This is a genomic window from Rhodanobacter sp. Root561, assembly GCF_001427365.1.
In the GTDB taxonomy this organism is placed as follows: domain Bacteria; phylum Pseudomonadota; class Gammaproteobacteria; order Xanthomonadales; family Rhodanobacteraceae; genus Rhodanobacter.
Window position 1 is genome coordinate 70,601 of sequence record NZ_LMGH01000015.1, and the last position, 12,861, is coordinate 83,461.

The window sequence follows — 12,861 nt, forward strand, 5'->3', positions numbered from 1 at the left end:
CGGCAAGCTGCGGCGCAGCTTAGCCCAGCAACACCCGGTTCATCCGCTGCACGAAGGCCGCCGGGTCGGGCAGCTGGGCGCCGGCGGAAATCTCCGCCTGCTCCAGCAGCAGGGTGGCCAGATCACGGGCCTTGGCTTCGTCGGCTTCCGTCTCGACGCGCTTGACCAGTGCGTGCTGCGGGTTGATCTCCAGGGTGGGCTTGGACTCCGGCATGTCCTGGCCGGCTTCGCGCAGCAGGCGGGCCAGGTGCGGGGCCATTTCGTAATCGGAAAGCGCCAGGCAGGACGGCGAATCGGTGAGGCGCGCCGACACCTTCACTTCGCCGACGCGGTCGCCGAGCAGCTCCTTGAGCTTCTTCAGCAGCGGCTCGGCTTCCTTCGTGGCCTCTTCCTGCTTCTTCTTGTCGGCCTCGTCCAGCGGCACGTCGCCCTTGGCCACGCTCTTGAGCTTCTTGCCTTCGTACTCGCTCAGGCTGCCGATCATCCACTCGTCGATACGGTCGGACATCAGCAGCACTTCGATGCCCTTGGCCTTGAACGCTTCCAGCTGCGGGCTGCCGAAGGCGGCGGCGTAGCTGTCGGCAGTGATGTACCAGATCGCGTCCTGACCCACGGCCATGCGGCCGATGTAGTCGTCCAGCGAAACGTTCTGCGCGGTGCCTTCGCCCTTGGTGCTGGCGAAGCGCAGCAGCTTGGCGATGCGCTCGCGGTTGTTGGCGTCTTCGCTGATGCCTTCCTTGAGCGTATTGCCGAAGGCCTTGTAGAAGGTCTGGAATTTTTCCGGTTCGTCACGGGCCAGCTTTTCGATCAGGTCGAGCACGCGCTTGACGCAGGCGGCCTTGATGCGGTCGAGCTGGCGGTTGTGCTGCAGGATTTCACGGCTGACGTTGAGCGGCAGGTCGTCGGCGTCGACCACGCCGCGCACGAAGCGCAGGTAGTTCGGCAGCAGTTCCTCGGCGGCGTCCATGATGAAGACGCGCTTGATGTAGAGCTTGAGCCCCTTGCGCTCGTCGCGGCCGCCCATCATCAGGTCGAACGGCGGCTGCGACGGCAGGTACAGCAAGGTGGTGAAGCTCTGGCTGCCCTCGACGCGGTTGTGCGTCCACGCCAGCGCGTCGTTGAAGTCGTGGCCGAGCGACTTGTAGAAGCTCTGGTAGTCCTCGTCGGAAATCTCCGACTTCGGCTTGGTCCACAGCGCCGAGGCGGCGTTGATGGTTTCGAATTCGTCGGTGGGCTTGTCGTCCTTCTCGACCGGCATGCGGATCGGGAAGGCGACGTGGTCGGAGTAGCGGGTGATCAGCGAGCGCAGCTGCCAACGCTTGAGGAACTCGTCCTCGTCGGCTTTCAGGTGCAGGATGACGGACGTGCCGCGATCGGCCTGCTCGACCTGTTCCAGCGAATACTCGCCCTTGCCGTCGCTCTCCCACTTCACGCCTTCGCCTGCCGGCGCGTCGGCGCGGCGGGTGATCACGGTGACCTTGTCGGCCACCACGAAGGCGGAATAGAAGCCCACGCCGAACTGGCCGATCAGCCGCGCGTCGGCCTTCTGCTCGCCGCTCATCGCTTCCAGGAAGCGGCGCGTGCCGGAGCTGGCGATGGTGCCGATGTTGGCCACCACCTCGTCGCGGTTCATGCCGATGCCGTTGTCGCGCACGGTGACGGTGCGCGCGTCCGGATCCCAGCTCACGTCGATGTGCAGTTCGCTGTCGCCGGCCGACAACGCCGGGTTGGCGATCGACTCGAAGCGCAGCTTGTCGCAGGCGTCGGAGGCGTTGGAGATCAGCTCGCGCAGGAAGATTTCCTTGTGCGAGTACAGCGAGTGCGTGACCAGGTGCAGGACCTGGGCGACTTCAGCTTCGAACTTGCGGGTTTCGGCGGGTGCGTTCATGCGTGGATGTTCCAGAGTTGCGTTGACGAAATGATTCCTCCCCCTGCTAGCAGGGGGAGGTTGGGAGGGGGTTCGCTTTTGACCTTGGCTTCCAAAGGCAAGCTCAAGAGCACCCACCCCAGCCCTCCCCTGCAAGCAGGGGAGGGAGTAAAGCTGCAATCAGCCGGCCTTCTGCAGCGCGGCGATGCGCTCGTCCAGCGGCGGGTGGCTCATGAACAGTTTTTTGAAGCCTTCCGCCAGCGGGCCGGAGATGCCGAACGCGGCGATGGTGTTGGGCAACGTGCTTTCACCGTGGTTGACCTTGAGCCGCTGCAGGGCGGAGATCATCGCGCCGCGGCCGGCGAACTGGGCGCCGGCCTGGTCGGCGCGGAACTCGCGCCAGCGCGAGAACGCGGCCACGATCATCGAGGCGAACAGGCCGAACACCACCTGCAGCACCATCACCACCACGAAGTAGCCGATGCCACCGCCGCCACGATTCTCGTCGCGACCACCGCTCATCCAGCTGTCGACGGCGCGACCGACGATACGGGCGGCCAGGATCACCAGCGTGTTGAGCACGCCCTGGATCAGGGTCAGGGTGACCATGTCACCGTTCGCGACGTGGCCGATCTCGTGGCCGAGCACGGCGCCGACCTGTTCGCGATCCATCTGCTGCAGCAGGCCGGAGCTCACCGCCACCAGCGAACTGTTCTTCGTCATGCCGGTGGCGAACGCGTTCATTTCCGGCGCGTCGTAGATCGCCACCTCGGGCATGCCGATGCCGGCGTTCTGCGCGTGGCGACGCACGGTGTCGACCAGCCAGCGCTCGGTCTCGTTCTGCGGCTGCTCGATCACCCGGGCGCCGGTGGACCACTTGGCGATCATCTTGGACATCGCCAGCGAGATGAAGGCGCCGCCCATGCCGAACACGGCGGCGAAGGCCAGCAGGCCGCCCATGCCGCCGTAGCCGCGGGCGGCGGCCATCTGGTCGATGCCGAACAGGCGGCAGACGATGCTCAGCAGGAGCAGGACGGCAAGGTTGGTGGCGATGAATAGCGCGATGCGGCGCATGGCTGTCTCTCTTGTGGCAGTCATGAAGGGAAATGGTGGATGCTCGAAGATTCGGGGCGGCAAGGCGCGCTTTCAAGGGTCCGGAGCGGCATTTAAGATGCGCCGATGACTTATCGCGGCCGCTTTGCCCCCTCGCCCACCGGACAACTGCACTTCGGCTCGCTGGTCGCCGCGCTGGGCAGCTGGCTGTGCGCGCGGCATGCCGGCGGCGAATGGCTGGTCCGGGTGGAGGACATCGATCCGCCGCGCGAGGTTGCCGGTTCGGCGGCGGCCATCCTGGCGGCGCTGCCCGCGTTCGGCCTGGTCGCCGACGGGCCGGCGCTGTTCCAGTCGACGCGAACAGGAGCGTACGCGGCGGCGATCGAGCAACTGCGTGCCGCCAACGCGCTGTTTCCCTGCTGGTGCAGCCGCAGTGAACTGGCGCGCGGCGACGGCCTTCATCGCGATGCCTGCTGCGTTGCTTCGCCGCAGGCCGATCATCCGCCGGCCTGGCGCTTGCGCGCGCCGGACCTCGAGGTCGCGTTCGAGGATGCCTTGCAGGGCCTGCAGCGGCAGAACCTGCGCAACGAGGTGGGCGACTTCGTGCTGCGCCGGGCCGACGGCCTGTACAGCTATCAGCTGGCCTGCGTGGTGGACGACGCCTTCCAGGGCATCACCGAGGTGGTGCGCGGACTGGACCTGCTCGATTCCACGCCGCGCCAGATCTGGCTGCAGCGCTGCCTGGGCCTGCCGACACCGGCGTATCGCCACCTGCCGCTGGTGCTGGACAGGGACGGCACCAAGCTGTCGAAGTCCGCACAGGCGTTCCCGGTCGACCCGACCGACCCCGTGCCGGCGCTGCGACGCGCCCTCGTCTTCCTGCAGTTGCCGCTGCCGCACGCCGCGTGCGGGGTGGACGACTTGCTGCAGCACGCACTGGCGCATTTCGATCCGGCGCATTTGCCGCATTGCAGCGGTCACTCTGTCGGCTGAACGGCTATAACTACGCAACGCGTCGAGGCAACCAGGGGACGGCTGAAACATGCGCCTGCCATGCTTCGGCGCGATCGCATTCGCGCCTAACCGAACAGGAGATTCAGGGAAATGACTCAGCGTACGGCATTGGTCACAGGCGGCACCGGCGGCATCGGCAGCGCAATCGTCCGCTACCTGGCCAGGCAGGGGCATCGGGTGGCCAGCAATTACCGTGACCCGGACAAGGCCGAGGCCTGGCGCCAGGCGATGGCGGCCGAGGGCATCGATGTCTGCCTGGTCGCCGGCGATGTCACCGACCCGGACGCCTGCACGGCAATGGTGCGTGCGATCGAGGAGAAGTGCGGGCCGGTCGAGATCCTGGTCAACAACGCCGGCATCACCCGCGACACCACCTTCCACAAGATGAATTACCAGCAGTGGACAGACGTGATCAACACCAACCTCAACGCCTGCTTCAATGTCACCCGCGCGGTGATCGACGGCATGCGTGCGCGCAAGTGGGGCCGCATCGTGCAGATCAGCTCGATCAACGGCCAGAAGGGCCAGTACGGCCAGGCCAACTACGCCGCCGCCAAGGCCGGCATGCACGGCTTCACCATCTCGCTGGCGCAGGAGAACGCGAAGTTCGGCATCACCGTCAACACGGTATCGCCCGGCTACGTCGCCACCGACATGGTGATGGCCGTGCCGGAAGAAGTGCGCGCCAAGATCGAGGCGCAGATCCCGCTGGGCCGCCTGGGCAAGCCCGAAGAGATCGCCCACGCCGTGGCCTTTCTCACCGGCGAGGAAACCTGCTGGATGACCGGCGCCAACCTGGCGATCAACGGCGGGCAGTACATGGGCTGGTGACGGAGCAGGAGTGAGTGGAGGGGAGTGAGAAAAGAGAGAAAGCAGGCTCTTCACTCACTTCTCGCCCATCTTCACTCACTTCTCGCTTTTCCCCAGCAGCTTCTCGATCACCTTGCCCACCGCCGCGAAAGCGAATGCGCCGGTGATGTGGGTAGCCGCACCCAGGCCGCCGCCGCAGGCCAGGTTCAGCGAATCGCCGCCCGGCGGGCGGGTGCCGCACACGGTGCCGTCCGGTTGCGGGTATTGCACGTTCTGCAGCGAATAGACGGCTGAAACGCCGAAGTAGCGGCTGGCGTTGCGGGGGAAGTTGAAGTCGGCGCGGAGCTTCTTGCGGATCAGGCTGAACATCGCGTCGTGCTCGGTGCGCGACAGGTCGCGCACGCGGATCTGGGTGGGGTCGGTGCGCCCGCCGGCCGAACCCACGCTGACGATCGGCAGCTTGCGCCGGCGGCACCAGGCGATGGTTTCCAGCTTCACCCGGAACGCATCGCAGGCATCCAGCACCACGTCGTAGCCGCGATCGAGCAGGTCGTCCAGGGTCGAGGTGGTGAGGAAACGCTCGACCGCCTCCAGCCGGATGGTCGGGTTGATCGCATGGGCGCGGGCAGCCATCACGCCCACCTTGGTCTTGCCGTACTCGCCATCCAGCGCGTGCAGCTGGCGGTTGGTGTTGGATACGCAGACCTCGTCGGCGTCGATCAGGGTGAGCCGGCCCACGCCGCTGCGCGCCAGCGCCTCGACCGCCCACGAACCGACGCCACCGATGCCGATCACGCACACATGGGCCTGCGCCAGCGTGGCCACGCTGCCGTTGCCGTACAGGCGCTCGACGCCGGCAAAGCGTTCGGCCGGGAAGTTCGGCTCGCTCATCGCGGGCCGCCGTTGCGGCATCGGGTCATCGTTGGACGGATCACGGGCGGGCCTTGCTGTGGGGAGCGGGCATTTTATCGTGGACGGTGGCTACGGGTGCGTCGGCGCAGGGTATCCTTGGCGTTCTCTTCATGATCGGAACCTCATCCATGCGCGCAGCCCTGATGATCCTGCTTGGCCTGGTGATCGGCGTGATCGGCACCGTCAACGTGATGAACGCGCTGAGCGCACGCAATCCCATGCCGAAGGCGGTCATGGATACCATGGGTTATCACGTGGGCGAACTGAAAAACGCGATCAAGGCGAAGCAGTGCGAGCCGGCCAGGGTGCTGCACCACCTGGAACGCCTCGCCTCCACCGCCAGCGACATCACGCCGGTGTTCGGCATCAGCGAGAAGACCTTCACCGACGACGCCGGCAAGCTGCAGACCCAGCTGCAGCAGGCGGTGCAGGCCGCGCCAGCCAGTTGCGAGGCGCTGGTGGCCGCCATCAAGCCGGTGGGCGAAACCTGCAAGAGCTGCCATCAGCAGTATCGCTGAGGTTGAAGAGCGACCCCACCCCGCCCCTCCCTGCGACCGAAGGAAGTCCCTTCAGGGGCACGCAGGGGAGGGAGAAAATCAAAACGGGATCTTGCCGCGCAGCATCTGGGCGTACATCACCCAGTCGCCGGCCAGGCTGTACAGCGGATGCCTGAAGGTCGCCGGGCGGTTCTTCTCGAACACGTAGTGGCCGATCCAGGCGAAGCCGTAGCCGCACAGCGGTGCCAGCCACAACCAGCGCCACTGCCCGCTGGACACGGCAAGCACGACCACCGCGATCACCAGGCTGCTGCCGATGAAATGCATCCGGCGGCAGCGGCGGTTGCCGTGCTCGCCTAGGTAGAACGGATAGAACTCGGCAAAACTGCTGTAGCCGGACATGGCGAGGCTCCGCGGTGTGGACGGCCCGATTCTGCCGCATCCTTGCGGGATACGGGCCTACGCCGGCAACGGAATGAACTCTTCCTCGTCGCCGGGCACGGTGGGAAAGCGCCCTTCGCTCCAGTCCGCCTTGGCCTGCTCGATGCGCTCGCGGCTGCTGGCCACGAAGTTCCACCACAGGTGGCGCTCGCCATCCAGCGGCGCACCGCCGAACAGGATCAACCGGCTTGGTTCGCTGGCACGCAACGGAGGCGGCTGGTCGCCGGCCTGCACCGCCATCTGGTGTTTGGCGATCTTCAGTTCGCCCCAGCTCACGGAGCCTTCGACCACATGCACGCCGCGCTCGGCGTGCCCGGTCGGCAAGGCCAGCTCGGCGCCAGCCTGCAAGCTTGCTTCCAGCATGAACATCGGCGCGAACACCTTCACCGGTGAACGCTGACCGTAGGCATTGCCCGCGATCAGCACGCCTTCCACGCCCGGCTCGCTGATCCGCGGCAAGGCCTCGCGATCATGGTGGTGGAATTCCGGCGACACCTCGGCATCGGCCTGCGGCAGGGCAACCCAGACCTGGATGCCGTGCAGCTTCTGGCCTGCGGCACGCTCATCTGGCGGCGTGCGCTCGGAGTGGGTGATGCCGCGACCGGAGGTCATCCAGTTGACCTCGCCGGGGCGGATGTCGGCCAGGCTGCCCAGGCTGTCGCGATGGCGGATCGCCCCGTCGAACAGCCAGGTCACCGTGGCCAGGCCGATGTGCGGGTGCGGGCGCACGTCCATGCCCTTGCCCGCCGGGAAACTCACCGGCCCCATGTGATCGAAGAAAACGAACGGACCGACGTGGCGTGCCTGCAGCACCGGCAGCATGCGACGCACGACGAAGCCGTCGCCGAGGTCGTGCTCACGGGCGTCGGCGATCAACTGGGGACGACTTTCCATCATGTGCTCCTTACCAGGCCCGCTGATATTGCGCCGGCGCGACGATTTTTGCGCCCAGTTGCTGTGCCGCCCGCCGCGGGAAGTAGGGGTCGCGCAGGCTTTCGCGGGCGATCAGCACCAGGTCCGCCTCGCCATCGGCGATGATCCGGTCGGCCTGTTCGGCTTCGGTGATCAGGCCCACGGCGCCGGTGGCGATGTCCGCCTCGCGGCGGATCTGCGCGGCGAACGGCACCTGGTAGCCCGGCCCCAGCGGGATCTTCACGTGGGGCAGCAGGCCGCCGCTGGAAACGTCGATCAGGTCGACGCCCAGGGGCTTCACCATGCGCGCCAGTTCCACGCTCTGCGCCGCGTCCCAGCCGCCTTCGTCGGCCCAGTCGGTCGCCGACACGCGCAGCCACAACGGCAACTCGTCCGGCCACACCTCGCGCACGGCGGCCACGACTTCACGGGTCAGCCGGGTGCGGTTTTCGAAGCTGCCGCCGTAACGGTCGTCGCGCCGGTTGCTCAGCGGCGACAGGAACTGGTGCAGCAGGTAACCGTGCGCAGCATGCACCTCGACCAGCTGGAAGCCGGCCTCCAGCGCGCGTGCCGCCGCGGCGCGGAAATCGGCGATCACCGCCTGGATGCCGGCCTCGTCCAAGGCCAGCGGCACGTTCCAGCCGGTGTCGAACGGCAGCGCCGAGGGCGCCACGACGGGCCAGTCGCCCTGCCCGGCCGGCACCGGACCATGCCCGTCCCAGGGACGCAAGGTGCTGGCCTTGCGCCCGGCGTGGGCCAGCTGGATGCCGGCGATTGCCCCGTGTGCGCCGATGAAGCGGGTGATCGGTTGCCACGCCTGCAACTGGGCCTGGTTCCACAGGCCGGCGTCCTGCGGCGAGATGCGTCCCTGCGCCGAAACCGCCGATGCCTCGGCGATCACCACGGCGGCGCCGCCCACCGCGCGACTGCCCAGGTGCACCAGGTGCCAGTCGTTCGGCACGCCATCGGTGGCCGAGTATTCGCACATCGGCGAAACCACCAGCCGGTTGCGCAAGGTCAGGCTGCGTTGCTGGAACGGATCGAACAGGTTCATCGGAGCATCCATCGGATCGAAAGGGTCGACATCCGGGCGACGGCGCCGGGAATCAAGCCGTCGACTGGGCGTGCTCGGCGAACAGCGCATCTTCCACGGCGAACCATTCGACCATGCGCGCCGCGATCGGCGCCGGCGTTTTCATCCAGCCGAAGTGGTCGGCCGGCTTGCCACCCAGATCATCGCGGCTGATCACCTCGATCTGCCGGATGCCCGCACCGAGCTTGCCCAGCAGCCATTCCAGCGAGGCCTGCGGACCGAGCCAGTCCTCCTTCAGGCGCAGCGCCAGCACCGGCAGTTGCAGGGCGGCGAGTTGTGCCTCGAAGTCCTGCGACATGCCCGTGGCGGCATAGCGACCGTTGCGGCCGCTGCGCGCCCAGTCGTCGATCACGCCACGCGCTTCGTTGCCGCCGAAGCCGATGCGCCGGCCCGGCAGGTGACCCCTCAGTCGTGCCAGCCACGGCGCCAGCGCATAGGCCGCGGCGATCAGCCAGCCATGCCGGAAGCGCCGCCAGCACGGCGAGCCGCTGGCCACCAGCAACAGCCCGGCGAACACCGACGGATGCAGGCTCGCGTAGAGCAGCGCCAGCTGGCCGCCCAGGCTGTGGCCACCCAGCCATTTGCGCGCCTGCGGCCAGCGCGCTTCCAGCAGCGCCATGCCGGCAGGCAGGTCATCCTGCAGTAGCTGGCGATAGGCCCAGTCGCAGCGGCGACCGGCGCGGCGATCGCTGGAACCGATACCGCGCCATTCGTGCAGCACCACGGCAACACCGCGTTCGGCCAGCGCCTGGGCCAGCGGCAGATAGTGACGGGCCGGAATGCCCATCGCCGGCAGCCAGTACAGCAACTGCTGCCAGGGACCGGACGGCAACACCGCCAGCAATTCGAAGTGCGCGCCGTCGGCGGCAGTGACCGGGATCACCAGCGGGGTGGCGGCGGAAGCGTCGTCAAAAGAAGGATTGGACATTCCCACAGGCTAACCAATCGCCGCGTCGACCACAAAAAAGGGCCGGCTTGCGCCGGCCCTTCATACAGGTTCCGCTACCGCGATCAAACGGGGGTAACGTCTTCGGCCTGCAAGCCCTTCTGCCCGTCCACGACATTGAAGCTCACTTTCTGACCTTCCTGCAGGCTCTTGAAACCCGAGCCGGTGATGGCGCGAAAATGCACGAACACGTCAGGGCCATTATCGCGGCTGATAAAGCCGAAACCCTTGGCGTCATTGAACCACTTCACAGTACCTACTTCACGATCCGCCATGACTCACTCCGATCCTAATCCGAACGCTGAGACAAACCGGCCCCAACGGGCCGACGGTTTTACTGAGCATGCAGGGTCCGGTGCAACAGTCGGATTCAGGAAATCCCTACCGGGCACTCTTGTAGCCAAGCAGACGCAGCACGCCAAGCATAACGGATTTTTTGTCGGCAAGTGATTTGTCAAGCGGCGCCGCGGAAGGATATTTCCTGAAGGGAAAACCGGACATCCCTGCGCGGTTTTCCTGTCATGGCCAGCATTAGTACCGGCAGGTTCCCCGGCCCGACGATTCGTTTCGCCGGGTCGGATCGACAAAATCAATCTGCCCGCCCTGTTGCACGTCGTGGAAACCCCTGTCCGGCATGGAGCAGGAAAATGCCAACTCCCCGTCACGAACCAACCGGACCGCAAGCCGCCGGATTGCCCATCCGATGGCGCCATGCATGGCACCATCGGGTGCTGATCACGTCCGCATGCATGGGTGCCGATGCGATGGCAGCTGGAAATTCAGGTTTTCTTGACTGGCCACGCGGTCTAGTAGCCGGAGCCGGCCGGAGCCCTGCATGCATGGATCCGCCCACGACCCAGACACCCGAGGAGACCGACATGCCCAATCTGCCCCGCCCGATCCTGGTTGGCGCGCTTGCCGGCCTGTTGCTCGCCGGCTGCGCCGAACACCCGACCACCCGGGCCACCGGCACCACCGGCACGAGCGCCGTCACGCCCGCGCCGGCCAGCCGCGCCCGGCACCAGAACACGTCCGGAACCTCCAGCGCGGGCAGCGATCAGGCAGAGTCGACGGGCGAGACCGGGATTCCCGCCTGCGACGATTACCTGTCGAGTTATCTTGCCTGCCATCGCGCCGCGGACATCTATGCGCCGGACCAGTTGCAGTCGCGTTACGAAGCGATGCGCAGCAGCCTGCTGCGCGATTCGAGGAACCCGTTCATCCGGCCGCAACTCGCGGCGCGCTGCAATTCGCTATCCACTCAACTGCGCCAGGCACTGGACGGGAAGTCCTGCGCGGAAAATCCCGCACCTGCGGCCAGCACACCGTAAGAACCGCTCAGCCCGGATCGGCAAGCTTCACCTGGGCGGCTCGCCACTGCGCACGCAGCAGCCGGGCCAGCGACGCGGGTTGGGTGGTTCCCAGCTTGATCCTTTCCGTGCCGTGCCATGCCGCGGTGGCCGCGATGGCCCTGGCCACGGCACTCACCAGCGTCGGTTCGGCCTTTGCGTCCGGCTCGAGGAACAAGGCCTTGACCTCGAACACGCCGGTGGCGCGATGCGCCTTGGCGTCCAGCCGGCCGACCAGGCGTCCCCGATGCAGGATCGGCAGCACGAAGTAGCCATAGCGCCGTTTCGCGGCCGGCGTGTAGCACTCGATCGTGTATTCGAAGCCGAACATCGCCAGCGCGCGGCTGCGATCCCATACCAGCGGATCGAACGGCGACAGCAGCGTGGTAAGGGTGGCGCGCAGCTTCCCGGCGAGCGCCTTGTCCAGCCATTGGGCATGTTCGCGGTGCACATAACCGGGCGTGCTCCAGCCTTCGACCGGCACCGCCAGCAATTCGCCGCTTTCCACCAGCGGAGCCAGTTCACGATCGCTGACCCGGGGCTTGAGCCGAAAGTAATCGGCAATCCACGCCGCCGGCGTCACGCCCAGCGCCCGCACGGTTTCGAGGATGAAATGCCGGCGCTGTTGCGCCGCCGAGAAGGCGAGCGCGGCGTCGAACGGCGGGTCGAGCCCGGCCAGCACCCTTTCGGCGAGATCGTAGACGCGCTGGAACCTGTCGCGCCGGGCCACCATCAGCTCGCCCAGGGCAAACCATGCCTCCAGCCAGCGCTTCTCCGGCTTCCACTCCCACCACCCCGACGGGGCGGCGCCGCCGCGGCGCTCGAAATCCGCGGCGCGAACCGGGCCGGAGGCGCGGATGCCCCCGAGCAATGCATCCATGTCCTTGCGGTGCTCGCGATGAACGCGCTGCGCATTGCGATGCGCCCAATGATGGCTGCGATGATCCTGCCCGCCCCGATGCCAGGCGATGTCGGCGGCGCTGACGAAACACGCCTCATGCGCCCAGCACTCGGCCAGTTGTCCCTGTGCCAGCGCCTCGTCCAGCCACGCCATCGGGTAATCGCCCAGGCGCGAATGCAGGACGAAGTACGGGCTGCGCGCCACCACGTGGATGGTATCGATCTGCAGCATCCGCATGCGCTCGATGGCAGCCACCAGGTCTGCCCGCCGCGGCCGCCGCTTCGGCGGCTGCAACAGTCCCTGAGCGGCCAGCTGCATGGCTCTGGCCTGGGCCAGCTTCAACATGTGGCGGCTTGCTGAAGCGCCGCCCAACGGCCCCGATTCTTCACGCCTTCGTGACCGAAACCTTGAGACGGCATTTACAAATCCCCTGCTAGCGTGGACTTCGTTCGATCGTTGCGGGCGCTTTCCGGCACCCGCCAACTTCACCCGATCATTCTGGCATGGAGTTCCAATGATGAAATATCGCAAACCACTGTTGACCGTCCTTGCCGCCTCGGCCCTGATGCTGGCGGGCCAGGTGATCGCCCAGGACACGACGCCCCAGAGCACGCCGACTCAAGACACGATGCCCCAGAGCGCGACGCCCCAGGACACGACACCTCAGAGCACGACTCCCCAGGACACGACAACCCAGGGGACGATGCCCCAGAACACCGCGCCCATGCCCGCCGACCAGACCACCGCCACCATGAATACGCCGAGCGGCGAGCTGACCGTGCATTCGAGCATGCCGACGCCCCCACCGGCCGGTCCGGCGCCCTCGTTCGAGCAGTTGTCCGGCGGCGCGCGCTACATCACCGAGGATCAGGCGTCAGCCTATCCCCTGCTGGCCAACGACTTCATCTACGCCGACCACAACCGCAACGGCCGCATCAGCAAGGACGAGTACCAGCGCTGGACGGCGCAGAAGTAAGTTGCAGTAAAGCGCCGGCCATCCGGGCCGGCGCCGGTTCGTGCCCGCTCCACCCTCATCCACAGTCGACACCAGCTCCGCTAGACTGCT

The 12,861-nt window shown here is 66.7% G+C and carries 14 protein-coding genes; 5 read left to right on the forward strand and 9 right to left on the reverse strand.

Annotated elements, in window-relative coordinates; genetic code table 11:
- Positions 1–19: 19 nt before the first annotated feature.
- Together htpG and htpX are read right to left on the reverse strand one after the other, a co-directional pair.
- Positions 20–1,888 (reverse strand): molecular chaperone HtpG, encoded by a 1,869-nt coding sequence (htpG, locus tag ASD55_RS15345; RefSeq protein WP_056767505.1) that lies wholly within the window; start codon positions 1,886–1,888, stop codon positions 20–22.
- Positions 1,889–2,047: 159 nt separating this feature from the next.
- Positions 2,048–2,941 (reverse strand): protease HtpX, encoded by an 894-nt coding sequence (htpX, locus tag ASD55_RS15350; RefSeq protein WP_056767507.1) that lies wholly within the window; start codon positions 2,939–2,941, stop codon positions 2,048–2,050.
- A 105-nt stretch (positions 2,942–3,046) separates the two neighbouring features.
- Here htpX and gluQRS point away from each other — a divergent pair, with 105 nt between their 5' ends.
- Complete coding sequence (gene gluQRS / locus ASD55_RS15355; protein ID WP_056767511.1) at positions 3,047–3,913, forward strand: tRNA glutamyl-Q(34) synthetase GluQRS; 867 nt, start codon at positions 3,047–3,049, stop codon at positions 3,911–3,913.
- 111 nt (positions 3,914–4,024) lie between these two features.
- Positions 4,025–4,765 (forward strand): beta-ketoacyl-ACP reductase, encoded by a 741-nt coding sequence (locus ASD55_RS15360; RefSeq protein ID WP_056717699.1) that lies wholly within the window; start codon positions 4,025–4,027, stop codon positions 4,763–4,765.
- 75 nt (positions 4,766–4,840) lie between these two features.
- Here the strand turns inward: ASD55_RS15360 and ASD55_RS15365 are convergent, their stop codons facing one another.
- The gene (locus ASD55_RS15365; RefSeq protein ID WP_056767513.1) at positions 4,841–5,635 is read right to left on the reverse strand and encodes a tRNA threonylcarbamoyladenosine dehydratase; all 795 of its coding nucleotides are present in this window, start codon (positions 5,633–5,635) and stop codon (positions 4,841–4,843) included.
- 149 nt (positions 5,636–5,784) lie between these two features.
- Between ASD55_RS15365 and ASD55_RS15370 the strand changes: the two genes are divergently transcribed.
- Positions 5,785–6,174 carry a cytochrome c gene (locus ASD55_RS15370; RefSeq protein ID WP_056767516.1) on the forward strand — a complete coding sequence of 130 codons (390 nt, stop codon included), beginning with the start codon at positions 5,785–5,787 and terminating at the stop codon, positions 6,172–6,174.
- A 78-nt stretch (positions 6,175–6,252) separates the two neighbouring features.
- Here ASD55_RS15370 and ASD55_RS15375 read toward each other — a convergent pair whose 3' ends face one another.
- The 5 genes from ASD55_RS15375 to ASD55_RS15395 form a co-directional block, all read right to left on the reverse strand.
- Positions 6,253–6,555 (reverse strand): DUF962 domain-containing protein, encoded by a 303-nt coding sequence (locus ASD55_RS15375; protein ID WP_056717702.1) that lies wholly within the window; start codon positions 6,553–6,555, stop codon positions 6,253–6,255.
- Positions 6,556–6,612: 57 nt separating this feature from the next.
- Positions 6,613–7,488 carry a pirin family protein gene (locus tag ASD55_RS15380; protein WP_056767833.1) on the reverse strand — a complete coding sequence of 292 codons (876 nt, stop codon included), beginning with the start codon at positions 7,486–7,488 and terminating at the stop codon, positions 6,613–6,615.
- A gap of 10 nt (positions 7,489–7,498) precedes the next feature.
- Entirely contained in the window at positions 7,499–8,560 is a 1,062-nt protein-coding gene (locus ASD55_RS15385; RefSeq protein ID WP_056717703.1) for an NADH:flavin oxidoreductase/NADH oxidase, read from the reverse strand.
- A gap of 52 nt (positions 8,561–8,612) precedes the next feature.
- On the reverse strand, positions 8,613–9,527 hold the full coding sequence (locus tag ASD55_RS15390) for an alpha/beta fold hydrolase (protein ID WP_056767518.1): 915 nt from the start codon (positions 9,525–9,527) through the stop codon (positions 8,613–8,615).
- A gap of 83 nt (positions 9,528–9,610) precedes the next feature.
- Positions 9,611–9,820, reverse strand: coding sequence for a cold-shock protein (locus ASD55_RS15395; protein ID WP_007806273.1), 210 nt, complete (start codon positions 9,818–9,820; stop codon positions 9,611–9,613).
- A 603-nt stretch (positions 9,821–10,423) separates the two neighbouring features.
- On the opposite strand from ASD55_RS15395, the gene ASD55_RS15405 reads away from it, so the two are divergent.
- Complete coding sequence (locus ASD55_RS15405) at positions 10,424–10,876, forward strand: hypothetical protein (RefSeq protein ID WP_056767522.1); 453 nt, start codon at positions 10,424–10,426, stop codon at positions 10,874–10,876.
- A 7-nt stretch (positions 10,877–10,883) separates the two neighbouring features.
- Here ASD55_RS15405 and ASD55_RS15410 read toward each other — a convergent pair whose 3' ends face one another.
- Positions 10,884–12,140, reverse strand: coding sequence for a crosslink repair DNA glycosylase YcaQ family protein (locus ASD55_RS15410; protein ID WP_056767525.1), 1,257 nt, complete (start codon positions 12,138–12,140; stop codon positions 10,884–10,886).
- 172 nt (positions 12,141–12,312) lie between these two features.
- Between ASD55_RS15410 and ASD55_RS15415 the strand changes: the two genes are divergently transcribed.
- On the forward strand, positions 12,313–12,771 hold the full coding sequence (locus ASD55_RS15415; RefSeq protein ID WP_056767836.1) for a hypothetical protein: 459 nt from the start codon (positions 12,313–12,315) through the stop codon (positions 12,769–12,771).
- The last annotated feature ends 90 nt before the right edge of the window (positions 12,772–12,861 follow it).